Origin of the sequence: Hahella sp. NBU794, assembly GCF_050749805.1 — a bacterium.
GTDB lineage: Bacteria > Pseudomonadota > Gammaproteobacteria > Pseudomonadales > Oleiphilaceae > Hahella.
In genome coordinates this window covers 3,368,388-3,392,313 of sequence record NZ_CP192738.1, presented here as the reverse complement: position 1 = coordinate 3,392,313, position 23,926 = coordinate 3,368,388, and the positions used below count along the sequence as shown (strand labels likewise).

18 protein-coding genes are annotated in these 23,926 nt (G+C 52.7%); 9 read left to right on the top strand and 9 right to left on the bottom strand.

Annotation, left to right across the window (positions count from 1 at the left end; translation table 11 throughout):
• Positions 1–39 precede the first annotated feature (39 nt).
• From sctC to ACQYWX_RS15110, 4 genes are all read right to left on the bottom strand, one after another.
• The gene (gene sctC, locus ACQYWX_RS15125; protein WP_431689415.1) at positions 40–1,761 is read right to left on the bottom strand and encodes a type III secretion system outer membrane ring subunit SctC; all 1,722 of its coding nucleotides are present in this window, start codon (positions 1,759–1,761) and stop codon (positions 40–42) included.
• A gap of 197 nt (positions 1,762–1,958) precedes the next feature.
• Positions 1,959–2,957: a hypothetical protein gene (locus ACQYWX_RS15120; RefSeq protein ID WP_431689414.1), complete on the bottom strand. Its 999-nt coding sequence runs from the start codon at positions 2,955–2,957 to the stop codon at positions 1,959–1,961.
• A 279-nt stretch (positions 2,958–3,236) separates the two neighbouring features.
• Entirely contained in the window at positions 3,237–4,436 is a 1,200-nt protein-coding gene (locus tag ACQYWX_RS15115; protein WP_431689413.1) for a hypothetical protein, read from the bottom strand.
• Between the two features lie 11 nt (positions 4,437–4,447).
• Positions 4,448–5,446: a leucine-rich repeat domain-containing protein gene (locus ACQYWX_RS15110; RefSeq protein ID WP_431689412.1), complete on the bottom strand. Its 999-nt coding sequence runs from the start codon at positions 5,444–5,446 to the stop codon at positions 4,448–4,450.
• 522 nt (positions 5,447–5,968) lie between these two features.
• Here ACQYWX_RS15110 and ACQYWX_RS15105 point away from each other — a divergent pair.
• The 5 genes from ACQYWX_RS15105 to ACQYWX_RS15085 all read left to right on the top strand — a co-directional run bounded on the left by ACQYWX_RS15105 (position 5,969) and on the right by ACQYWX_RS15085 (position 10,859).
• A complete protein-coding gene (locus ACQYWX_RS15105) occupies positions 5,969–7,828 on the top strand; it encodes a LodA/GoxA family CTQ-dependent oxidase (protein ID WP_431689411.1) in 1,860 nt (619 codons plus the stop codon).
• Positions 7,829–7,834: 6 nt separating this feature from the next.
• Complete coding sequence (locus ACQYWX_RS15100; RefSeq protein ID WP_431689410.1) at positions 7,835–9,031, top strand: NAD(P)/FAD-dependent oxidoreductase; 1,197 nt, start codon at positions 7,835–7,837, stop codon at positions 9,029–9,031.
• 106 nt (positions 9,032–9,137) lie between these two features.
• Positions 9,138–9,803, top strand: coding sequence for a CsgG/HfaB family protein (locus tag ACQYWX_RS15095; RefSeq protein ID WP_127970457.1), 666 nt, complete (start codon positions 9,138–9,140; stop codon positions 9,801–9,803).
• A 31-nt stretch (positions 9,804–9,834) separates the two neighbouring features.
• A complete protein-coding gene (locus ACQYWX_RS15090; RefSeq protein ID WP_216736366.1) occupies positions 9,835–10,203 on the top strand; it encodes a DUF4810 domain-containing protein in 369 nt (122 codons plus the stop codon).
• Positions 10,200–10,859 (top strand): DUF799 domain-containing protein, encoded by a 660-nt coding sequence (locus ACQYWX_RS15085; RefSeq protein ID WP_431689409.1) that lies wholly within the window; start codon positions 10,200–10,202, stop codon positions 10,857–10,859. The genes ACQYWX_RS15090 and ACQYWX_RS15085 overlap by 4 nt, the downstream gene beginning before the upstream one ends.
• 147 nt (positions 10,860–11,006) lie before the next feature.
• Here ACQYWX_RS15085 and ACQYWX_RS15080 read toward each other — a convergent pair whose 3' ends face one another.
• Positions 11,007–12,713: a hypothetical protein gene (locus ACQYWX_RS15080; RefSeq protein WP_431689408.1), complete on the bottom strand. Its 1,707-nt coding sequence runs from the start codon at positions 12,711–12,713 to the stop codon at positions 11,007–11,009.
• A 236-nt stretch (positions 12,714–12,949) separates the two neighbouring features.
• Here ACQYWX_RS15080 and ACQYWX_RS15075 point away from each other — a divergent pair, with 236 nt between their 5' ends.
• Entirely contained in the window at positions 12,950–13,702 is a 753-nt protein-coding gene (locus ACQYWX_RS15075; RefSeq protein ID WP_431689407.1) for a phosphatase PAP2 family protein, read from the top strand.
• A 64-nt stretch (positions 13,703–13,766) separates the two neighbouring features.
• Here ACQYWX_RS15075 and ACQYWX_RS15070 read toward each other — a convergent pair whose 3' ends face one another.
• Entirely contained in the window at positions 13,767–15,491 is a 1,725-nt protein-coding gene (locus ACQYWX_RS15070; RefSeq protein ID WP_431689406.1) for a potassium/proton antiporter, read from the bottom strand.
• A gap of 364 nt (positions 15,492–15,855) precedes the next feature.
• Here ACQYWX_RS15070 and ACQYWX_RS15065 point away from each other — a divergent pair, with 364 nt between their 5' ends.
• Entirely contained in the window at positions 15,856–18,036 is a 2,181-nt protein-coding gene (locus ACQYWX_RS15065; protein WP_431689405.1) for a pyridoxal-dependent decarboxylase, read from the top strand.
• Between the two features lie 160 nt (positions 18,037–18,196).
• On the opposite strand, the gene ACQYWX_RS15060 is transcribed toward ACQYWX_RS15065, so the two are convergent.
• The gene (locus ACQYWX_RS15060) at positions 18,197–19,498 is read right to left on the bottom strand and encodes a diguanylate cyclase domain-containing protein (protein ID WP_431689404.1); all 1,302 of its coding nucleotides are present in this window, start codon (positions 19,496–19,498) and stop codon (positions 18,197–18,199) included.
• A gap of 494 nt (positions 19,499–19,992) precedes the next feature.
• On the opposite strand from ACQYWX_RS15060, the gene ACQYWX_RS15055 reads away from it, so the two are divergent.
• Positions 19,993–21,030 carry a hypothetical protein gene (locus ACQYWX_RS15055; RefSeq protein ID WP_431689403.1) on the top strand — a complete coding sequence of 346 codons (1,038 nt, stop codon included), beginning with the start codon at positions 19,993–19,995 and terminating at the stop codon, positions 21,028–21,030.
• Positions 21,031–21,305: 275 nt separating this feature from the next.
• Here the strand turns inward: ACQYWX_RS15055 and ACQYWX_RS15050 are convergent, their stop codons facing one another.
• A complete protein-coding gene (locus tag ACQYWX_RS15050; RefSeq protein ID WP_431689402.1) occupies positions 21,306–21,692 on the bottom strand; it encodes a hypothetical protein in 387 nt (128 codons plus the stop codon).
• A 164-nt stretch (positions 21,693–21,856) separates the two neighbouring features.
• Positions 21,857–22,855, bottom strand: a complete 999-nt coding sequence (locus tag ACQYWX_RS15045; protein WP_431689401.1) for a GlxA family transcriptional regulator — start codon at positions 22,853–22,855, stop codon at positions 21,857–21,859.
• Between the two features lie 303 nt (positions 22,856–23,158).
• On the opposite strand from ACQYWX_RS15045, the gene ACQYWX_RS15040 reads away from it, so the two are divergent.
• Positions 23,159–23,740, top strand: coding sequence for a thioesterase family protein (locus tag ACQYWX_RS15040; protein WP_431689400.1), 582 nt, complete (start codon positions 23,159–23,161; stop codon positions 23,738–23,740).
• Positions 23,741–23,926 lie beyond the last annotated feature (186 nt).

Genomic DNA, 23,926 nt, shown 5'->3' with positions numbered 1-23,926 from the left:
AGGCGCCTGCAACCATATATCCACAGGCCTAATTGGCTTCTATGGCGTAAAGAGTTCCGGGGCCGTGCTCAGATACTTGTTGATCAGGGATTCCAGCCGGCGGTTGTATTTAATTTCAGCCGTGTTGGAGCCAACGATGCGGGGTGATATCAGAAACAGTCTGGCTCGTTTCTGCAGCTGGCTGCCGTCGGTACGGAACAGGCGCCCCAATAGCGGGATATCGCCCAGTACGGGAATCTTGCTGCTGGTGGTGGAGTCCTGATTGAAGTAATAACCGCCGACAAGCAGGCTGCCGTTGTCGTTCACCAGGGCTTCGGTGGTGATGATGCTTTTGCTGACGGCGGGTATGTCATCCACGGCCTGTCCGGTCTGCTGGCCATCTTCAATATTGATATTCAGATGAATTTTATCGCTGAGATCGCCTTTCACGATGTGCGGCGTCACTCTGACCACTGAGCCGACGGACACCGGAAACAGGTCCACTTCCCGATCGCCCACAAGCCGCACGAAAAAGGTGGTGCTGTGATCCAACACCGCTTCGATGTTATCCAGGGTCAGAATCGTCGGCTGGGACAGCACGCTGGCGTCGCCATCTTCCGATAAGGCGCGAATGCGCGAGAGAAACAAGTCTTGCGTGTTGGTCAGCAAGGTGGAGAAGTTAGCGCCGTCGCCCACCACGAAAGACAGCTCGTTGGCACTGCGCGGCAAAGCGCCTTGAGAGAAATCCGCGTTGGTGAAACTACCGTTACGTCCATTGATCTGCCACTCAAATCCCATTTCGTTCAGACGATCCGTACTCACGTCGATAATCGAGACTTCAATCTCCACCTGGCTTCTAGGTTGGTCCAAGGAGTCGATGAGTTCCTGATAGAGGGGCATTTTCGACTGGCGATCATGCACGATGACCGCATTCAGACGCTCGTTGGCGATGATGTATCCCGCCGTTTCCGAGTTGACGCCGCCCTCCTCGCTTCGCACGGAGACGATCTCTCGGTTGGTCTCCTGAGAGGGCGTGATGTCCGTCGGCCCGTAACGTCCCTGAGCCAGCCCTTGTCCTTTCAGTTTGGGAAGGGGTCTCGGCGCAATCCCGTTGACGGTCGGTTCAGATATGCGCCGACCTAAAATCGCCTGCAACGAAGAGGCCACGCCGGGAACCGCTATTCTTTGCCCGCCAATCACCATGGAGCGATCATCCGCCCAGGCGTGCTTGAGTTCAAACACCTGCACCACAAAGGCGTCGCCGGTTTTGGGCTTGCCCTGTTGTCCAGAGCTCAGAATATCCGCTACTTCCTTGACCAACTGGGTATAACGGGGCGGCCCGGACACCATCACGATTCCTTCCCCGGGGATGGCCCTGAGAGTATAGCGTCGGTCCAGCACGCCCAGATTCGTCAGGGTTTTGATCAGGCGTTGAGATGAGACGTCCTGCAGATGAATCAGATCTGTCTCCACTTCGCTGGCGCCGTAGACGTAGAGCACCTGGCCGTCGTAGTACCACAGCAGGCTGTGCAGCTTGGCCAGTCTGTCGATAAAGTCTCGGGCTGGCGCTTTTTCGAAGCGGCCGTTGACCACGCCCTGAATTTTATCGCTGACCACAACCGGCGTGTTGATCGCGGCGGCGAACTGCTGCAACAACTCCTGGATGGGCTCATTTTCCGCATAATGGGCGTAGCTAAGTTTGGCCCACGGCCATCCTTCGGCGCGCACCGCCGCACTCGACAGGCACAATAACAATACGATTAATGACAGTAGCGGCCTCATCTTCTATTCCTCTGGTCTGTGCAGGCGGCAGCCTTGCGGATTCAAACTGAGTTCAGATTAGAGGTCCGGCCGGTTTGGCCATATCAGCCTACCGATGTATTTGTGCAACATGGCGGAAAAACAAGAAGCGAGCGCCATCAAGTCTCGCCAATGTGTCTCACCACCAGCGAACCAGGATGACGCTCAATCACCGCCCCTTAACCGGAAAAAATATTGATGCGATTTAACAACGACATAAAGTTAGTCGCGCCTGCTTGCAGGTTGTTGCTTATGGTTTTCTGAAATTTATCCATAAGGTTCGGGTTAGCGGTGGACGCGGATTTCAACACCGCCTTATAAACGTCGATCTGCTGATCATTGTTTAGGTCATCGAATTGAGTATTCGCGTCCAACTCCTGATCTCTCACCAGCTGCGCCGTCTTCCTGTCTATCAAACCATCGAATCCCAATCCTTCTTTCTTCATAAAGACTGAAAGCTGACGGCCGAAAAAGGACAGCTGATCGCGGGTTTCCTGCATGGTGACGTTTCTTTGCAGAGACGCGCCCACACTCAGCTCTCCCCACATCTGATTATGCTCCTGGGACTCATCCAGAGGCGGAAGATCATCGAACTGCGCCAGTTTCTCCAGTGCGATGATTTCTTTCTCCTGCTGCAGCCTGATATTGAAATCATGCTCAGTCCCAGGTACGCCATCAGACCAATTGTCAGTCCGCTGCCGCGCATTATCTTCAGCTTGCTGGACTTCCTCCGCGCTTAAATTATCAACATCAAACGCCAGAAATTCCTGAAACTGCGCCGCCACCTGCGCCGCGTCGCCCGTAGCGTGATGCGTCCCGCTGAAAGAGGTCAAGGCCTGTTCCTTGAGCCGTTCATGGTGTTTGGATCGATCCATATCGTTAAAAAGCGTCTCCGCATTGCCTTCCATACGAGATAGCGGAACCCTGTAGTTCTGCTCCCTGACGGACATATCCCGCAGTGGATTGTTCGGCAGTCGGTTGTACACCGCCGACTTTAAATTTGCGACGCCTTCAAAAAAGCCGCTAAACATAGAACGGGCGTTCTGATCCTGATGGGCAACAGGATTGGGGTTACGCGCCAACGCAAGAGCGCCGGGTTGATGAACAACGCCGCCGCCAGCCTGAACATGATTTTGAGGGGCGATTGGCCCTACGCCACCGCCGTCACCAATAGTCATAATAAATACCTCGCCTTATCGACCTTAAAGAAAATGACTGATATGGCGCCGCAGTCGAGAAAACTGCGGGCCATAAAGGCAAAGTAATCGGGGCGGGAACAGGCAGGTATCGGTCTGTGGATCTATTTTTTCTGCTCTGTGTTTGTGGATAAGCTGCGCCGCAAGAGAGAGGCTAGAGGCTATTTTTCCGCCGAATTAATAACAGAAAGAACGCCGTCCGAACAATAAAGTAACTCTTTCAAAAATTCATATTTGGTGCTCGTATCAGCGGCTCTCAAATTAGTATCTACTATTCTTCTTGATTACGCTCTTTTGATACTCAGTTAGATTCAACAGATAGGAATCTGTAGAAATTACTGGTTTGTCACTTGGTATAAACGACTGACTATATGGCTGACCCAATATATTAGCAAGACTTTCAGCTTTCCTTAACGCATACCTATCTGGAACAGCCGATGGCAATATCCATCCTGTCTTTATAATTTGCCCTCTATTATAGAGCTTGTCCGCAAGTCTATTAAGTTCTTCTCCAACTTTTCTCCCATAGTCAGAATACTTAATATATTGCATGGTTAATTCTCCATTATGTCCCTGTCCGCGATATGGTATATTATTAGGATATCTCACTTCAGACGGAGCAGAATGAATTGGTTTTTCTTCTCGAAATACTTTTCTTTTCGGATCAGGAGCATAACAGCGGACAACAGAGTCTGTATCTAGCAGTTTAGCAATATACATTGACAACTCTATTCTCTCTTGAATTTTACTAATTGCTCCCTGCGAGGAGTCAGATATTTCAAATTCATGAGATGCAGAAGCTCTCTTCGGCGGATACATAAACTTACAGTTTAAAATCTCACTTACAATCTTATTGTAACCATCAAACCTTGCCTTCTCAAATTTTGTACCTATAGAATTTAAATAGCTTTCAGCCGAGTTATTAAGTGCATCATCAAGGTCCGCCTGCCTATGCTTGATATAGCTCATCATTCCAGAAAGTGCTGAAAATGATGAGTTTTCGGGAGCTTTAGACATGTGCTCGTATCGTTTAATAGAGTCTTTGATAGAGCTTACCATTCTTTGTCCGACAGCCCTTTCAGCTTCAGAGTATAGCCCGCCAACAATACTACGGACTTTTTCATTTGTGTAAACGTTATTAAAGGTCTTCTCGAGATTGTTGTTGCAGACAAAACTTAGCGATTTATCATATAGATATCCTTTAATGGATTTTGCTATAGTTGCGGTCAAAACGCTGCCACCGACTAGAGACATAGCTGTAAAAGCGTAGTCAACAGCTTTCTTCTCGAGCTCTTTCTGATTATCAATAACCGACTTAAATCTAATCAAAGCTCTGTCATAATTTGATGCAAACTCCCAGGTGGCCGCCTCCCAATGTGCAGTTGCGTTAGTTACAGCCTGTGATATTTTAATTACTTGATATTGAACTTGAGCCAGGCTCAAACCTTCAGTACTGCTCATTGCACTACTCCTTAGTCACAGTTAAGAATAGTTTCGGAGTCCTTTTTGACAAAGAACACATTGCAAAACTCCGGATCCAACTTTTCAATATTATTAAAGAGAATATTTATTCCTGAGAATTTTTCAGGCTTATCATAAACATCATGTTCTTTAGCGGCATCATTTCCATATATATCTTTAACATCCTCATTAAAGCTAATACTTACAAATGCTCTGACAAATCCGCGATGGCCTTCCACAGACCTTCTTAGCTCAGGCAATGCAGCTATATCCACCGGCAACTCTTTCAAATCATTCGCACTCAGATCCAACATGGTTAACTTTGTCACCTTTCCTATTTCTATAGATATATCCCTAACCTTATTGCCCGACAAAGAAAGACCTACAAGAGCATCAAAATTTCCGATCTCTTTCGGAATAACGGATATTTTATTCATTGACAAATCCAATAACTTGAGTTCTTTATTGTTTTCTAGCTGAACAGGAAACTCTCTAAAATCATTCAAGGAAATTATTATTCTTCTTAGGGACTTCAGCCTTTCTATTTCTTTAGGAATCGAGCCAATATGATTGTTAGACGCGAATATATCTTTCAGGCCACTCAATGAGAGCAAAACGGCAGGAAACTCAGAAAAATCATTATCATCAATATATATTTGTCTCAATTTATTTAGAGAAGCTATTGACTTTGGCAATTCAGAAAGAGAGTTATTTCCCAATCTTAATATTCGAACATGCTCCATTCCCATGAAGATATCTTCCGGCAGTTTTTTTATACTCATGCCTTCCAAATCTAGAATTATATTCTTATTTATTCTATTTAGTGCGATACAGGAAATAGCGCTGGTTTCTGAAGGCTCATCCGCATCACATAGTTTAGAAAGCTCCCTCAGTTGAGCCTCAGAATACTGAGGAGCAGTATTAGCCTCAGGCTCAGCTTTTTGAGGTTCGGATTGTCCGCATCCGGCAAGCAGAGTAAATATCATTAGAGCAAGAGTGCGCTGAAGCATAGAAAGGCCTTGTTTAACAGTGTTTATATAAATTGAGACGATAATCGGCGGAATTCTTCTCTCCGCGAGCGCCAAAGGTGATGGATGTTATCACTCATGATTGCTTCAGCATAATCCTTCATAGAACAACGGCCTATAACCTATTCGTATAAACAAGCCGGCTTACCAAGTTGAGTTTGCTTCTGGAATCTAAAGCACATAAAAGGCATGAATCTGGGAGGGATATTGTTTGAATGCCTTCTTGCATGTTGTGTTCCGAAAGAATGAGACAAAAGTATTTTTATCCTAACGATAGATAAGCACTTGTCTCAATCGGCAAACTGGCGGGGGCTATATGGCTGATAGGGAAGACCCTAGATGGCGATAAAAAATACTTTAGGCGGTCTGACATCCTAACCGGGTTTCGCCAGACCTCAATAATGTTATTTCCCTTGCTTGTTAATCCCCAACCACCATCTACACTCCTTTAACAGCCATCTGATATGGCATGGCGGGTATCTGATTAACCAAAGGGAGTGTGTTATGACGAACAGCAGCAAATCCGACGACCAGATTGTTTACGCCAGGATTCATCCCTCCATCGGCATCGCTCGTGTTGGTAATTCCCTCGCAGAAGACGGTTTTTATATTGGGCCGCAGGTGTCGAACCCGCCTCCCAAGGAACCCGGTGAGTATCGTGACGCCACTGGCGCTTTGAAGCGTGAAGTGGCGGAGTTCCGCATCTATGGTTATGACGGCAACGGCCAAGTGGTGCGGGAGTTGTCGATTGACGATGTCACCCAGATCGAGTGGACGGTGGAGCTGGCCAACCATAAGGCGGCCTGGTACAACTTTGAACTGGCGCTGGATATCCCGGAAGCCGCAGCGGCGACGCCCAGCACCTTGCGTAACGCCAGCGTTAAAGACCGTAGCGAGCTATCCATTACTCCTGGCCCCCGTTCTATCAACACCACCTCCAGCTACGGCCCGGAGTACCAGTTTCGCGGCGGCAAGTTCATGGGCATAGATGTGCCCTTGGGAGAATTACGCACGGACTCGACCGGTCGTCTGATGGTGTTCGGCGGTCATGGCAAGTCCGCTTCATACGATGGCAAACCGCCCACTACCTTCGCCAATAATGACGGCTGGTATGACGACACCAGCGATGGTCCGGTCACCGCTACGGTCGTTTTCAACGGTAGAAAACTGGATGTGGCGCCAGCCTGGGTGGTGGTCGCGCCTCCCAATTACGGGCCGCAGCAAAAATCCGTGCGCACCATGTACGCATTGATGACGGACTTGGCGATCAACGCCGGCATGGCGCCCGCTCCCACCTGCCCTTCCTTTCAGAATGACATCCTGCCTGTCCTGAAAGCCATGTGCGACTTGCAGTGGATGAACGCAGGATTTGCGGCAGGTTTCGGATTCGGCATGCCGCAACATTTTCTCGACCCTGACTATCTGCGCAAGCTTTCCATGCCCGGCGACGACTATGCCGAGCTGCGGCGAACCGTCGCCAACGCATTTCGCCATCCCGGCCGCAATGACATATCAATGAACCTCTGGCCCTGGGTATATGGCGACGCCATGAACGTCCCCATGCCGCCGGTCAGCAACGCCATGAACGCGTTGACGGAAACCCAGTTGGCCATGCTGGGATACTGGGCGCAGGGACAGTTTGAGTCAGATTACGATCCGGACGCCAACCCGCCCCGCTCCATCGACGACGTGCCGATCAGCGAGCAGCCCGCCTGTCTGGACAAAGCCGCGTTGGAATTCTGTCTGGCGGACGCCTTTCACCCCGGCTGTGAAATGACCTGGCCAGTGCGTCACGCCACCATGTATAGCGAACCCTATCGGTGGCGTCACCGCGCGGCCAACAATCCAGAGCCGAACTACGGCAGTACGCTCACCTCGGCGGAAGCCTTGTCCTATAACGGGCCGCTCTACGCCCAGTTCCCTGGCTCCATCACCCGCTGGATGGCGATCCCCTGGCAAACCGACACCGCGAGCTGCCGGTCCGGCTATGACTCGCAATATGATCCTTACTTGCCCACCTTCTGGCCTGCGCGGGTGCCGAATCAGGTGTTGAGCGAAGAGAACTACAGCAAGGTGATGGATACCGGCCTGACCCGCCAGGAGCGTATCGCCGCCTATCAAGAGCGCTCGGATTGGGATCGCACCCTTGGCGTCGGTTACGACAACCAGTTGGCGAACATGATTGATCGCTTCCCGGAAATGGGCATTGTGGAAGTCCGTCCCGGCGTGCCTAATGACCCGGATTTCCCGCCGGTCATGCAGGTCGAGGATCGCGGCGGTCCCGATATGACGAAAGAAGAACGTCGACTCACCGACCACGCCATGCGCCGTGAACTCATGCGGCAGAAGGCGCCACGGCGATAGTGGTTCATGGCCACAACGACAAGCGCTCAGGATGAGCGCCGCTGGAACGTCATTATTCTGGGCGCTGGCCCCGCCGGTTCTGCGCTGGCGAGGCTCTTGCGTCCGTCTCATAACGTACTGGTGATTGAGCGACGCGCGGCCGGAGAAACAGGTCCACGCATTGGCGAATCGCTACCCGGCGCCGCCAGCGTACTGTTGCGCAAGCTGGGTCTGTGGGAGCGCTTCCTGGAAGGGCCCCATTTGCAACGGGGCTCCGCGTTATCGGTTTGGGACACAGAGACTCCTGTGTGGCGCGATGCGTTATTTGACCCGGCTGGGCCCGGCTGGCTGTTGGACCGACGCGGATTCGACCGTCTGTTATATGAGGGCGCGCTCGAATCCGGAGCCTGCATTCTGGAGGGCCTCCGCCAGTACGACATTGATCGCAGCAATGACGTCTGGTCAATACGACAGCCTCAAGACAACCTCGTGCATACTGCGCCCGTGCTGGTGGACGCCACCGGTCGCTCCGGCGCCATTGCCCGTCGTTTAGGGCTGCCTCGACAGGCTGACGACGATCTGCTTTGCGCCTTCACGTTTTTGCCTTGTCTTCCCAACGATCAGGAAGCGACGCTGCGCACCTGCGCGGACGAAAACGGCTGGTGGTACAGCGCACGCATTCCTCACGGGAAACGGGTGCTCGGCTATCATTTTGACGCCCATGATCCATTGCGACATCAGTGGCGGGAAGCAGGCGCTTTTCTGGCCCGTGCTCGCCGCCATCCCATTCTGCGGGAAGTCATTACCGAGTCAGAACCAGCTCCCCTGCGCTATCATCCCGCCGGCGCCGCAACACTGGAACTGACCGCTTCCAAGACGCAGGCGCTGGCGCAGCATGGGTTTCTGGCTATCGGCGACGCCCTGATTTCGTTCGATCCAATCTCCTCTCAAGGGCTGTTTCATTGTCTGGCGAGCGCCGTCAGCGCCGCCAACGCCATTAAAGAAGGTTTCCCCATTCAAGCTGGCGCCTGGCAGGCCTATCGCGGTGAAATGCTGCGCGTGGCGGAACGCTATCTCAAGCATCTGGCGCTGACATACGCCGGGCCGGAAAGGTTCGCGTCTTTCACATTTTGGGCTAAGCGGCGGGAAGGTAATGGTGATTTATTAGACAGGCCGTACGCCTCCATGCCGGCATCTAATAAGGGAGAACCCTTAGCGCCATGAATAGGGGTTGCATAAGCTAATTGTAAAAAGTATAAGTCACCTTTTGAGCGACTGAGCGCGCTCAACTACACTTCGAGACTATCCCCCCTTAAGGAGTAACTTTTCCATGAAGGCCTTGAAAAATGCAGCGCTGGTTGCGCTGACCATTATGGTTTCCGCTTGCGCCACTGAAAGCCACCGCGCCATCGAACCCCAGAAAGTCGCCTCTTACGGCACCTCCTACAACGGCGAACGCACCACTATGGTGGTCGGCAATTTCCAGAACCGCTCCAACTATATGCAAGGGCTGTTTTCATCGGATACAGACCGCTTGGGCAATCAGGCCAAATCCATCCTGAAAACCCACATGCAGCAGACTCAGCGTTTCAATCTGGTGGATCGCGACAATATGCAGGAGCTGCAACAAGAAGCGCAGATCGCAGGCGTTAAACAGAAGATCGCCGGCGCGCGTTACGTTATCTCCGGCAGCGTCACCGAATTCGGCCGTAAGGAAGTGGGCGACAGACAATTGTTCGGTCTCCTGGGCCGCGGCAAGCAACAAGTGGCTTATGCGAAAGTCGCCTTGTCTGTGGTTGACGTAGAAACCTCCGCCATCATTTATTCCACCCAGGGCGCAGGCGAATATGAACTGAGCAATCGGGAAATCATTGGCTTCGGCGGCACTGCCGGCTATGACGCCACGTTGAACGGCAAGGTACTGAACTTCGCCATTACCGAGGTGGTCAACAACCTGGTTCGTGACCTGGATTCAGGCTCACTGAGACTGAAATAACCGCTTACATTCGCTGTCAGGTAATTCTGGAATGAAGAATACTTTGCGCCTTATTGCGCCGGCTTTGGCCCTCGCCTTATTGGCCGGGTGCGCCAACCAACCGCGCAGCCTCTATTATTGGGGGTCTTATCAGGACGTTTTGCTGGACATGTACACCAAGCCCGGCGAAGCGGACAACAATACGCAGATCGAGAAGTTGACGGTCACCATTGAGCAGGCCAACAACCACGGCCAGCAAGTCCCTCCCGGACTGTACGCGCATCTGGGCATGATCTACGCCAGCGCCGGAGAGCCCGGCATGGCGGTAGAGGCGTTCAATCAGGAGAAAGCGCTCTACCCTGAATCCGCGCAGTTTATCGACGGTATTCTGGAGAGAGCCAAAAAGGGGGCGACTAAATGAGATCTTTGCAACTTTGGAAGCTTCTCGGCCTGTTGTCGCTGACCGTTGTGTTGAGCACCGGCTGCGCCACGCAACAGCCCTATGACTACTCCGCGCTGTTGGCGAGCAAACCGCGCTCGATTCTGGTGATTCCGCCGCAAAACAACACGGTGGAAGTGAATGCGCCCTACATCTTCCTGTCCACTATCACCGCGCCATTAGCGGAAAAAGGCTACTACATCTTCCCGGTTGCGGTGATTGATCAGTTCATGAAAGACAACGGCCTGCCCACCCCCGCGGAAATGAACAGCGTCCCTCTGGACAAACTGCGTGAGCATATCGGTCCCGACGCGGTGCTGTACGTCACCATTGACGATTGGGGACAGCAATACCAGATCATCTCCTCCGTCGCGGTAGTGTCTTCATCCTGGCGCCTGGTTGACGCCCGGTCCGGCGAAACCCTGTGGCAAGGCCGCGCCTACGCGCAGCAATCCTCCGACGGCGGCAACAATGGCCTGGCGGGCATGCTGGTGGCCGCAGTGATTGAGCAGGTAGTGAATTCCGTAAGCGATAAAACGCCGGAACTCTCCGCCAACGCCAACTACAGAACCATCAACTCGCCCAGCAACGGCCTGCTGCCAGGACCTTATCTGAAGGTTGAGACGCAGGGGCAGTAACAATCAGCAGCGGACTGAAAGCGTCCACCCTGATGCGATAACCGAAAGGCCTTCCAATACAACGGAAGGCCTTTTTCGTTTACATGAAGTCGAAAATTTTTCTTTAACGCCTCTCCCTAACCCGCGTCCCTGAGCGCAAAATCCACGTTAAAAACTATCATAAACCTTCAACGTCCATTGGAAGGCGTCGACTTTGTTGCGTTCGTTGATGGGGATGGCGAAGTCCAGGTGGATGACATTGCCGGTGCGGGCTTTGCTGGAGATGAGGCGCATGCCGAGGCCGATGTCGAACAGGACTGGCGGCGCCTCGCTGTCGCCGGATTCCCAGGCGCGGCCCATGTCGATAAAGGCGACGTTGCCCAAGCGGAACAGGTTGAATACGTGGGTGGTGGAATAGAAACGCCGTTCGATACTGGCCAGGAAGCGGCGGTCGCCTCGTTCAAAGCCGCCCGGGTAGCCTCTCAAGCCGAATTCATCATCCAGGGTCAGTTCTTTGTCCTGATCCAGATTGTCGCCAAGGTCCGCCTTGAAACCGAAAAACCAGCGGTGCTGGTCATCGGTAAGGTGTACGTAGGATAAGTCAGCGCCAACCTGGGTGTTTTCCAATGCGCTGTCTTCCGTATCCCAATAGCCGTCCATATGGGCGCCGACAAAGAACAGGTGATGCTCGCCAAAACTGTAGGCGTCGCTGTACTGGCCATTGAAGCGCCATTGGGTGCGATCATTGCCCAGAAAGTCGCCGCCGTAGCCCAATTTCAAGTAGATATTTTTCCCCAGAGACACGTCTTCCGTGGTCTCAATAAAGTCCAGGTTGCGATAGGTGGCGAACAGGTTTTCGACCCTTTCGTACGCCACCCAGGGATAGGTTAAGGCGCGGTCTTGCGGCGTGCCGCTGCGGGTGGCGTCCACGGCGGAAAAGTTATCTTCCTCGCGGGTGATCCCTACATACCAGCGGTTGGCGAAGTCGCGCCGCAAACCGTCTGAAAGACCAAAGTAGAGATTGTAGAGATTGCTCTCGTGACGATAAGCGTTGACCTCCTCGCCTTCATCTTTGATCTTGTCCACCACAGAGTCTTCATGCAGATCGCCGCCGGCGGCCCAGCGACTGTCGAGCGCGTAGAACGGTCGCTCCAGAGAAAACAGTTTGGTTTCCCCATCGCTGGTGTCGCCGTATTGCATCTGGGTTTTCAGACGGGTTCCGAACAGATGATTGGAGCCGAACATGTAGTCGACGCTGCTGCGGTCGTCATCTTTGTTGTAGGCGACGGAAACTTGATTGCCCGTCCCGAAGATATTGTTATCGCTCAGCTCCAGACCCACCTTGCTGGCGCCATCCGAGTGACTGAACTTCACCCCCGGCTCCAGCGTCCAGATATCCCGCGTCACCACCAGCAGGTCAATTTTGCCGTTGCACTGACGAAACGGCACGATGCGCGCGTCGATGAGATAACTGTTTTTCCTGAGAATCCTCTCCGACTCCCGCAGCTGGTCCACATCCAGTCGATCGCCGCTTTTAAACAGGAGTTGTCCGGAAACCACATCCGTGCGCGTCAGGATATGAATCTTGTTCAGCAGGCGATACAGGAAGTTATTTTCCTCTGGATCGGACTCGTCAAACACTGGCAGCGGCTCCACCCAGATTTGTCCTATCTCGGCGCCAGCGTACTCCTCCAGTGAATAAGCGCCGCTTAGCCCGACAAAATCGAATTTCGAGGTTTTCTCCGCATCGTAAATGGGTTCGCAGTCTGCGTCAGAATGATCCTTTTTCTCCTGCGCAACAGCCTGCGCGCCGCACAGCGTCGCCAACCAGCACAGGCTCACGCCCAAGGTTCGCAGCTTTCTGTTTGCGCCCATGCGCGGGCTTGTCTTGTTTGCGCCTTCCGCCGGGTTATTCACGGTTAACGTCACACGCCGATTAGTAGATGACAGCCTCATCCTAATCAGGCGGGGAGCAACCAATTATCAACGTGACATCAAGCAAACATCAAAGTTGGAGACTCTTGATCATTGCTTGATATTTTCTTGAGACTTGCTTGGTCCGCCCTTTCCTAGAATGCCTCCATACAAGCTGTTAGACGGACGATACGATTTTGAAAAACTGGCAAGACGATTCAACGGATTTTTATCGAACTCACTTCTGGTATCCGCTCCTGGCTTTTCTGGCTCTGATAATGCTGATCAACGACCTGCATCTGGATTTGTCGCTGGCGGATGCAATCTATAGCTGGGAGGGACATCAATGGTTTTTACGGGACGCCTGGGTCACCAGCGACCTCCTGCACAACGACGGGCGACGTCTGGTCGCCGTTATGGCCATATTGCTGTTGGCGTTGCTGTCAGGCTCCTTCTTCGTGCGACGACTCCGCCCCTATCGACGCGCCCTGGTCTATCTGTTTGCGAGCGTGGCGATTTCCCTGCTCAGCGTCTCCCTGCTCAAACGCCTCACCCAGGTAAACTGCCCCTGGGATTTGCTGCGCTACGGCGGCGCGATCTCCTTTGACGCCGCCAGCCAGGATGGACAATGTTTCCCCGCCGGCCACGCCAGCGGCGGCTACGCCTGGATCGGCCTTTACTTTGTCGCGCTGGTTCACTTGCCTCGTTGGCGCTTCAGGGCGCTGGGGTTTGCGTTAGCCCTGGGGGCAAGCTTCGGCGTCGCGCAACAACTGCGAGGCGCTCACTTTATTTCCCACGATATCTCGACCCTCGCTATCTGCTGGTTCGTCGCTTTGGGCGGCTACCGCCTGGCGTTCCCTCATAGTGTCGCCGTCACGCCGTCTGTTTCAGCACCGCAAAAGGCGACATGGCCTAGATTACAGGCAGCGTCTAAACTTGCAGAGGAATAGTGTTGGTCTGATTCCGGCCAGAAATCAGAAAGGCGGTTGAAATCTACTCAGCCATGTGGGCGGATCACTTCCGCCCCAGCTTCAGCCCGATTGCGGTGATTACGCCTTCTTTGACTTCCTTCACCACAAACTGCACGGGTCCGAGTTGGACCCGGTCCCCCACCACCGGCTTGCCGTGAAATTGAGTGAGCACAAAGTCGGCGACGCTTAGCGCGCTATCTTTATCCCGCACGTCAAAACAATACAGCTGCGCCAGATCAGCCAGCCTGGCGTCGGGGTTGATGGCGAACTCGCCGAAAAACAGACTGGTCTCCAAATTGAGCGACTGTTCCGGGGCGAAGAACCGCCCCAAAGCGCTACTGCTTCCCTCTGTCGCCAGCGCCATCACATAATCATCTACCGCCAACTTTTGCTCCGCCGGCGCCGCCAACAGGACGCCCAGACGCATCACACCGACCAACTGCGCGCCTTCCGCCATTGGCAGTTGCTTGCCTTGTATTCCCAGGGCGCGGCAGCTCGGCGTCACCTGATACAGCAATAGTTCTTTGTCCTGAGAGTCGGGAATTTTCAGGGTCAGATGCTCCGGTTCCCGCACCGGCGGCGGCAGCTCCACCCTTAGCCATCGGGCGATGGGCGCAATGGTCCAGCCTTGCAGAATCAACGAAATCAGCACGACGAAGAACACCAGGTCAAAGTAGATGCGGGTTTGCTCCAGCCCCGCCAAAGAAGGGAACAGCGCAAGAATGATCGGCACGGCGCCGCGCAGCCCGCACCAACTGATAAAGACCTGCTCTCGCCACGGGAAGTGGAAAGGCGCCAGAGACAACAACACCGCCAGAGGCCGGGCGAAAAAGATCAGTACAAAGGCGATGGCGATCGCCGGCGCGATAATCGACGTCATTTTGCTGGGCGTGATCAACAGTCCCAGCATCAAAAACATGATGATCTGACTCAGCCAGGCCAGCCCGTCATGGAAGCGATGGATGTCCCCGCCATAAGGCAGCGATTTGGAGCCGATCATCACGCCCACAATATAGATCGCAAGAAAGCCGCTGCCGCCCATTAAGTTGGTCACGCCGAACAGACTCAGCGCGCCGGTCAACGCCAACAACGGATACAGCGAAGCGGACAACTGCAAACGACTCAGCAGCCACGACAACAGATAGCCGCCCGCACCCCCCGCCGCGAGTCCCAGGCCCATTTGAATCGCCAGCTCGCTCAACAGGGACCAGCCGGGATTGCCTGTGGGCGCGCTTATTAACTGCACCAGGGTGATGGTCAGAAATATCGCCATCGGATCATTGGAGCCGGACTCAATTTCCAGCGTCGCCCCGGTTCGCTCTTTCAATTCCAGGCCTGCGCTGCGCAACAGGCCGAACACCGCCGCCGCGTCCGTGGAGCCGACAATGGCGCCGATCAGCAGGCCTTCCCGCCAGGTCAGGTCGAGAATCCAGTGGGCGGCCAGCCCGGTCAAACCCGCGGTCACCAGAACGCCTACGGTAGCCAGCGACAACGCCGGGCGCAGACTGACGCGGAAAGTATCCCGGCGCGCCCCCAGGCCGCCGTCGAAAATGATCACCGCCAACGCCAGGTTGCCCACCAGAAACGCCAGTCCGAAGTCGTCAAACTTAATGCCTCCGGGCCCGTCCTCCCCCGCCAGCATGCCAAGCACCAGGAACACCAATAACAATGGCGCTCCAAGTCGACGCGACAGCACGCTTGTGAACACGCACAGCAACGCCAGTAAAGCGCTGCCAAAAATAAACTGATAAGTGGTATCTATCGTCATCCGTTAGTCAATCCGCCGCCTGTCTCGCGCCATTCCCCGCTCCCGTCAAAACCGGACGTACAGCGCCGCTTAGGCCTGCGCCGCCACCTAGTTTTCTCCGGTTGCTAATTCCCCTGACTGTACTAAGATAGCCATCTCGCGACCGCTGTCTCTGAGTGGACGATTTCACGCCGTACTGATCAAGCTTGTTTCTGATTAGGAAACACCCGCCTTAAATATCGCGATTCCCCAACATTGCATGTAAAGCACAATAAACGGAGATCCCGTAATGGAAATGACTTCCCCAAGAAGGAAATTTGTCTCACGCGATGTTCTAAAACAAGTTAAATCCCATTTAAAACAAGGCCTAGTCAGTGCGCCCCTATTGGACGACACCTCTATCGCCGGCTGGTTTATGGGCACAAAAGGCGAAAATCTTGACGTAGTGAAGAAGTTATTGAGCGCCGTCGTCGAGAAAACCCTGGAAGGACGCACCAATCAGTTTCCGGAAGATCCCGGATATATCACAGATAAAGTGAAGTCTTCCGATGCCTACGTGCAGGCGCTGCAGAATATCGAGCAGCGCAGCGACGACCTGCTCAGTCTGTTGACGCAATACTCCGTGCCCTTCTCCAGCCTGCGCTATCAGGGGCATATGACCTGGGACATCACGTTGCCGGCGATTATCGGCTACCTGTCCGGCATGTTGCAGAACCAGAATAACGTCACGCCGCAGGCGGCGCCGGCAACCACATTGCTGGAAATCGTCGCGGCCAATGACGTGGCGCAAATGGCCGGCTTCAACGTGCGTCCGCTGGAGAATGACAGTGAGTCCACCGTGCCTCGCTCCTGGTCGCATATCACCAGCGGCGGCACGGTCGCCAACATCGAAAGCGTGTGGGCCGCCCGTGAACTCAAGTACATGCCTCTGGGCATTAAATACGCGCTGGAGGACGGACAGCCCTACGCCTCCATCCGCAGCAGCCTCACCCTGTCTGACGGCCAGCGGGTCGCCGACGCCAGCGCCTGGCGTCTGCTCAACCTGATACAGGACGACGCGTTGAATCTGCCAGGCAAAATAGCCAGCTTGCTCAAGGTGGACGAAGCGACTGTCTGGAAAACCCTGGGAGAAAACTACTCTCTCAACGCCAGAGGCATGACCTTCTTCCAGAACAAATACCTGGCGGCGGAAAACATCAAAGCGCCGGCGATCATTGTGCCCTCCACCAAGCATTACTCCTGGGTGAAGTCAGCCGCCGTGCTCGGCCTGGGCGGCGGTCAGAAAGGCCTGACCGAAGCACAGATGACGGACATCAACGTGATTGGCGACGACGCCGTGTTGAATGTTTATGTGGACGAAGAAGGCAGAGTGAAAACCGATCTGCTGCAGACCGTATTGAACACCTGTAAGCAGAACAAAAAGCCCATCCTGCTGAACGTCGCTGTCTTCGGCTCCACCGAAGAAGGCGCCGTGGACCCAGTGGAAAAAATACTGCAGATCCGCGAGGACTTCCGTCGCGATGCAGAACCCTTCGAGTATGCGGTGCATACCGACGGCGCCTGGGGCGGCTATTTCATGGCCTGTATTCGCAAGCCCTTTGAGATGGGTTCCGAGCCGCAGCAGGGCAATTTGCCGACGGATCAGTTCGACAACAGCGACTCCTGGTTCCGCCAGTCCGTCTACGACAGCATGGCTCATGTCCACCGTTGCGACAGCGCCACAATCGATCCGCACAAAATGGGCTACATCCCCTACCCGGCGGGCAGCCTGACTTACCGCAACGAGAAGATCATCAACCTGCTCAGCTTCAGCGCGCCTTACATCAGTTCTGAAGGCGACAGCGACAGCATCAACACCCGCAATATCGGCGAGTCCGGTCTGGAAGGCTCCAAGCCTGGCGCGGCGGCCACCGCGGTTTACCTCAGCCATCAAACCATTCGTCCAGACAAGCGCGGCTATGGCCATATCATCAACCAGAGCATGTTGAACTCGAAGTTGTTCTACCTGTATCTGGCCACCATGGACATCGCCTTCCCGGACGACAAGTTCGATCTGGCGCTGCTGAACCCGATGCCCAAGGATCAGGAAATGCAGCGTAAAGCTATCGCGGAAATGTTGTGGAAACGTCAGGTTTCCAAGCGTGACCTGCTGCAACATCGGGAAATCAGCGCGTTCCTGCGTAAAGTCTCCGGCGACCAGAATATCGTGGACTATGTGTTCGTCGATAAGAATGACCGCTCAGTCGAGCGGACGCTGCAGCTGAACAACGCCCTGTTCGACAAGCTCAGCGTGCCGCCAGGACAACCTGTCTCCCCAGACCAGGTGTTCGTATCGATGACCACGTTCAATCGGGATGATTACGGCGACGACTTCATGAACGCCCTGGGCGAGCGCCTGTTTGAAAATCCCCAGCAAGTGAACGCGATTCCCTGTATCCGTTCCGTCATTCTGGACCCATGGGCGATCTATACCCATGAGCATGACCAGATGGGGCTGTACAACTTCTTTACGGATATCTTTTTGCCGAAACTGAGAAAAGAAGTGAACCTCTTGTGCAGTCAATAACGTCTATCGACGCAACGGAAGTTGTGTCGTAGATGAATAGAGTGTTCGAGACAGATGCTATGCAGTAATCAAGTGTAATTGCTGTATTTTTCACGCGGCCGCGCCTTCCCGGCCGCGTGTTTTTTGAACCGCTCGCCTTCTCTTGCAATTACTGCAATCTTTATGCGTAGCCGTAATTATTCTTGCCCTGACGTTTGATCTGATACATCGCCGCGTCCGCATTGCGCAGCAGCGCTTCCGGGTCGTCTCCGTTATGAGGAAACGACGCCACCCCGATACTGGCGCCGATATACACTTCCACTTCACTGCCGTCGTTTGACGTCACGGTCACCGGCATGGAGAGCGTCTTGATGATCTGATGGGCGACTACGCCGGCATGCTCGCGCTGCTGCAGGTCCGGGATCAACACGATAAATTCATCGCCGCCGATTCTGCCCACCGTGTCCGAGGCGCGTACGGAGGATTGCAGACGCACCGCCACTTCCTTCAACAGACAATCGCCGGCGTCATGGCCATGCTGGTCATTCACCGCCTTGAAGCCGTCCAGATCGATAAACAACAACGCCGCAATCGCCTCATTGCGCCTGGCGACAGCGATCATGCGGTCGAGCCGGTCCTTGCACAAACGCACCGTAGGCACGCCAGTCAGCGCATCGTAGTGGGCCAGCTTTTTCAGTTCCGCCTTGGCTCTTTCCGACTCATCCAGCGCCTGCTGTAGGGCGCTGATATCGTATTCGGACACCAGTATCACGTATTCGCCGCTCACCGGATGCCGGCTGGCGCGCATATCCAGGGTATGCTTGCGAACACCGCGCCGGGTGATCATCAAGTGATCCTGAGAGCTGTCCAGCAGCGCCTGCCCCTGTCGCAACCTTTCTCTACCTTCTTGCAGATCATGAAAACGACTTTCGAACACGGATACGCCCGCCGGCGCGTCATCTCTCACCGCATACCCGTAGAGTTCGGTGGCGATGGGATTTTCAAACAGCGGCAGTCCTTCCAGGGAGAAGCTGGTCACCGCAACCGAGGTGTAATGAATCGCTTCCGCGAACAGGCATTGCTCCGGGTTGTCCCCCGAAGGGCCGCCGTCGGAAATAAAGGCGATGGTGCCGCGATGGCGCTCAGGCCCCAATAACACCGCTTTGTGGCGAATGTGCAGGCGTGTGGGTTGCTCGTTGGGATAAGCGGTCCAGGGATCGACGGACACGCCTTCCAGCGCCGCCTTTTCGAAGGTCTGCTGCATGCGGCGACGCGCGCTGGCGGTATCCCCCGACATATCCTTGTCGATCACCTGCTGGACATTATCCAGACCCCAGAACGCCACGCCCGCCGCATTGGCCCACCAGAAAGCGTGCACATCCAGGTCCAGGATGAAAATAACGTCAGGGTGCAAGTCAAACAAAGCAACGTCAGCGTGAGACGCCAGCACCGGCAAACGACTCAAATCCACGGTTTTATACAAAGGACCCTCCTTCCGGCCGCCAGCGACCAGGGCTCAGCGTCTCAATTTCGTGGTGAAAGTCCAAAAATCCCTGTCCGCTCATCCCTGTGACTGACTATGTATAAGAATTGGTCAAAAAAGCTGTAAGCGCCAGTCGTGGACAGATGAACGTTTCAAGTCTATAGCCAACATCTAGTTGGTGAGCGAAGATGTAGAAAGTTTTATTGATGTCCAGTATTTTTTACGAAAAGATCAGTATCAAAATATCACTTTGCATTGAAGCGCCTGCAACTGTTCCAATTTCCTTTATTGTATTCTTACTCATAGGGTTAATCCATTTGTCCGATTTATATCAACATCCGAATTAACAGTATAATACTCATATATTTATTACTGTCCCTGTTTAGGAGTGTCAATCAAGGATGAAAATCATAAAAATCTCCCCGCAATACACCACACTGTATTTCATCAAAACATTACACATCCTTATCTCTCCCAACAAATAAGAGAACGTTATGCCAGAAGAGAGTATTTTTGCCTGTAACGACAAGCTTTCACCTGTTGATGAAAAGATCGACATCACATTAATGATTCAAAATTTTTTGCCGCTAGACTCTACTTTTTCAACGGGAATTAGTTGGAGGAATAGTTTTGCCAAAGGCACTATATACTTTAAAAGTGGCGAACTTTGGCCTTCTTATGACGGAGAGAGATTAATATTGGAAATTGGATGCACTACCATAATTTTCCTTCAATCTGCTCCAGACAACAAAAAAATACACAATAGAATATTTATTCAGAATATATCAAACTTCGCCAACGATATTACCAATAAACGAGTATACAAAAGGGTTCATGAATTAACATCTCCACTAAAGACAATTGTCAAATATGAAATGAACATCATGATGGGATTTATTTCAACTGCAGGAATAGGTGCATTTCTTGCCGTAATAGGTTCTTCATCTATATACGGAATCGCAGAAAACCAGAACATCATATTTGCATATTATGAGCTTGCGAAAGCAATTACGAAAGAAACTGATCTGATGATATCCTACGCACCGACCACAAGAATAGTTCTTCTTAACTTCATGGTAAACGAGCGCAGCTTAATTCTGAAAAGAACTATTTCTGAGACCCCCGGCGCGGTGGTGAAGGACGAAGCAGTTAGAGGTAAAGTGGTTGGGATTCTATACGGAAAGTATATAAATCAGCCAAAAACATTCACAATGATGGGAATAGTCCTGACTATATTAACACAGGGAATAATAAATTCTTTTCTTCAGTCTCCAAAGGCCCTAAAAATTGCCATTGACAAAAAATACATGGGACTAATAAGTGAGCTCAAAAGCCTGAACATGGCCAACCCCAGCGATAAAAAAGCTGCAGCCCAAAAAGTCGTCAAACTTTTCCTTGAAGCAGGCATTAATATTGACGAGAGAGATGCTTTTACTATGCTAAATGAGTTAATATCCCACCCCAGCGAATTCTATTCTTCTTTTGAGAGATTGACTACTGCTTTCAAAGAGTTCAAGCACAGAGTAAACTAGGCATGCATAAACTTATAAATTTCGCTTTTTTTTCGACTTTTTTAGTTATTACTTCATGTTCGGACTCCCCCCCCCCGCCAGGACTAGACTTACATCAAGTAGAAGCAGAGGCGATTTGCGAGGTATATAACTCTAAGTATTGGGACTTAGAAAACATTAATTTTATTGAGTACAACAATGCCTTGAGTGAGAAGCTTAACAAGGCCATTTTGACGGACGAGTTGCGTGAAAAGCTCTCGGAAATTGTTGAGTTAAGTTATGACGACTTCAAAAAACTATACGGCGGCAACATCCATCGCTTCAATAAAGCGAAAATCCGGGAAGTGTTGAACGACCCTTCCTGGGACTGCCCAGATATGGATTTGCATCCTTACCTGCAGCTTGATTGAACTAACGCCCGGTAGGCCGGAAAAGCGCAGCGCCTTTTCGAAGGTCTGCTGCATGCGGCGACGCGCGCTGGCGGTATCCCCCGACATATCCTTTTCAATCACCTGCTGGACATTATCCAGGCCCCAGAACGCCACGCCCGCCGCATTGGCCCACCAGAAAGCGTGCACATCCAGGTCCAGGATGAAGATGACGTCAGGGTGCAAGTCAAACAATGCAACGTCAGCGTGAGACGCCAGCACCGGCAAACGACTCAAATCCACGGTTTTATACAAAGGACCCTCCTTCCGGCCGCCAGCGACCAGGGCTCAGCGTCTCAATTTCGTGGTGAAAGTCCAAGATCCCTGTCCGCTCATCCCTGTGACTGACTATGTATAAGAATTGGTCAGAATCCGCCGAACTTCCAGTGGCTGTGGTCGGATCATGGCTCTTACGAAGGTTATGCGCGGTTGGTCTGTCCCCCGGGAGGCGGAACCTGAAACTTCTTGCGATAGCTGCTGGGCGTCGTCCCTACCCGCTCACTGAACAGACGACGAAAGGAGTTACTGTCCTCATACCCAACCTCAAAGGTAATGCTTTCAATGCTCATGCGAGTGGTTTCGATCAGCCTTTTCGCGTTCTCAATGCGTAAGTTCTGCAAATAGTTGATCGGAGTTTGCCCGGTGGCGTCCTTGAAGCGCCGTTTGAAGTTACGCACGCCGAAGCCGAATTGTTTGGCCAGCTCTTCAATATTGATAGCGCTGGCGTAATGGTGATCCAGCCAGTCCTGAACCTTGAGTATTTCCCTGTCTTCATGGTTCTTGTTGAAGGACAACATCACATAGGGCGTTTGTTCTCTGCGGGTGGTGTCGATGAGCAGTTTTTTGGAGCACTCGGCGGCAATCTCCGGGGCCGCATAGCGACGAATGATATGAAGCAGCAGGTCGATGGCGGCGGAAGCCCCGCCTGAACAGATGATGCGGTTATCCTCAGTAATGATGTGCTGCTTGCTCACTTTCACTTTGGGATAGCGTTGGGCGAACGCATTGACGTAATACCAGTGGGTGGTCGCCGCCATGTCATCCAGTAAGCCCGACTCCGCCAGTAAAAAAGCGCCCGTGCAGATCGTGGCGATAGCCGCCTGCTCTGCAAACCGCGCTCTGAGCCAGGGGGCGAAATCCTTAAAGGTCGGCAGCGCCGGCTTTAGGTTGAATAAGAACCCTGGAATGACGATCAGGTCTGTGCCTGTAATCTGCTCTAACGAGACATTCGGCGTCAGCGTGAGGCCGCCTGAACAGGAGACAGGGTGACCATCCAGCGAGGCGGTCTGAATATTGAAAAGAGGCTCCTGCGACCGATTCCGATAAGCACGAAATTGATTCGCGCACGCCAGTGTTTCCAAGGTAATCGCAATACTGGCGGATGAGCATTGATTCACCATCAGAACTGTTACATGCATATCATTCTCTTATTTATCCGATAACTACAGAGCTTATTTGATTTTATTTTGAGATATTTCAGCCTGCAAAAGCGTTTATCAGCCATTACTCAAACCGCATTATTAGCGCCATTTGCGCACTGACGCAACGCTGTCGTCAAGGGCTTGCGCCTAACATGTTAATCATTTCAAAAATATGGCGAGAGCTATCGCCATTTGCGCTTTTCGCATGAAAAATGTCATTTCTGCATGTATCGCCAAAAACCATCTCCCACTATCGTAGCTATCGACCGGCAGCCCTTTTATTCCCGATGGAGTTAGACAATGAATTTGTGGTTTCGTCTGATTAAAGCGTTATTCATGGCAATGCTGAGAAAGCCTGCGCAACCGTTCGATACGACCGTAGTTAAGATGCGCGTCTGGCCCAATGACCTGGACCTCAACCTTCATGTTAATAACGGCCGTTACTTCACCATGGCGGATGTTGGGCGCATAGATTACATACTGCGCAGCGGCGTTGGCAAAGTCGCGCTGAAACACCGGGCGCTGCCGATTGTCGCGGAAGCAACCGCCAAATTCCGCAAGGAACTCCGGCTCTTCGAACGTTTCGAGATCCACTCCCGCCTGGTGGGCTGGGATGATAAGTGGTCCTATATGGAGCATCGCTTTGTTCGCAAAGGTCGCGTGGCGGGCGTCGTGTTCATGCGTGGATTCTTCAAAGGGGCGCAAGGCGCCATAAAACCGGAAGACCTGGCCGAATATCTGGGCGTACCGTCCATGTCTCCCCTTTTACCTGAATGGGTCACCATCTGGGCGGAAAGCTGCGACGGCCTGACAGAATCCATCCGCCTGGAAGAATCAATCGCCGTCACACAGGAACAGCCCGTATACACATCTCATTCTTAATCGGCGGCAGATGGCCGGTATATAACTCTGTGAATGAGACCCTGTAGGTTGGAAAAGCGCAGCGCCTTCCGACACGCCAAATCAGCAGATCATGTTTTGCTTTTTGTCGCCAACTATGGGGCAATGTCCCGTAGCTTATACGCTTTCCCCTGAGCTAATTGTGACGCCCACGTTGGATGGCGCTTT

Excerpts from the sequence above, each read along its gene's own strand:
- ACQYWX_RS15090 (WP_216736366.1), top strand. The coding sequence starts at position 9,835 with ATGAAGAATACTTTGCGCCTTATTGCGCCGGCTTTGGCCCTCGCCTTA.
- ACQYWX_RS15120 (WP_431689414.1), bottom strand. The coding sequence starts at position 2,957 with ATGACTATTGGTGACGGCGGTGGCGTAGGGCCAATCGCCCCTCAAAAT.
- ACQYWX_RS15100 (WP_431689410.1), top strand. The coding sequence starts at position 7,835 with ATGGCCACAACGACAAGCGCTCAGGATGAGCGCCGCTGGAACGTCATT.
- sctC (WP_431689415.1), bottom strand. The coding sequence starts at position 1,761 with ATGAGGCCGCTACTGTCATTAATCGTATTGTTATTGTGCCTGTCGAGT.
- ACQYWX_RS15095 (WP_127970457.1), top strand. The coding sequence starts at position 9,138 with ATGAAGGCCTTGAAAAATGCAGCGCTGGTTGCGCTGACCATTATGGTT.
- ACQYWX_RS15070 (WP_431689406.1), bottom strand. The coding sequence starts at position 15,491 with ATGACGATAGATACCACTTATCAGTTTATTTTTGGCAGCGCTTTACTG.
- ACQYWX_RS15080 (WP_431689408.1), bottom strand. The coding sequence starts at position 12,713 with ATGGGCGCAAACAGAAAGCTGCGAACCTTGGGCGTGAGCCTGTGCTGG.
- ACQYWX_RS15105 (WP_431689411.1), top strand. The coding sequence starts at position 5,969 with ATGACGAACAGCAGCAAATCCGACGACCAGATTGTTTACGCCAGGATT.
- ACQYWX_RS15115 (WP_431689413.1), bottom strand. The coding sequence starts at position 4,436 with ATGAGCAGTACTGAAGGTTTGAGCCTGGCTCAAGTTCAATATCAAGTA.
- ACQYWX_RS15045 (WP_431689401.1), bottom strand. The coding sequence starts at position 22,855 with ATGCATGTAACAGTTCTGATGGTGAATCAATGCTCATCCGCCAGTATT.
- ACQYWX_RS15055 (WP_431689403.1), top strand. The coding sequence starts at position 19,993 with ATGCCAGAAGAGAGTATTTTTGCCTGTAACGACAAGCTTTCACCTGTT.
- ACQYWX_RS15110 (WP_431689412.1), bottom strand. The coding sequence starts at position 5,446 with ATGCTTCAGCGCACTCTTGCTCTAATGATATTTACTCTGCTTGCCGGA.
- ACQYWX_RS15040 (WP_431689400.1), top strand. The coding sequence starts at position 23,159 with ATGAATTTGTGGTTTCGTCTGATTAAAGCGTTATTCATGGCAATGCTG.
- ACQYWX_RS15085 (WP_431689409.1), top strand. The coding sequence starts at position 10,200 with ATGAGATCTTTGCAACTTTGGAAGCTTCTCGGCCTGTTGTCGCTGACC.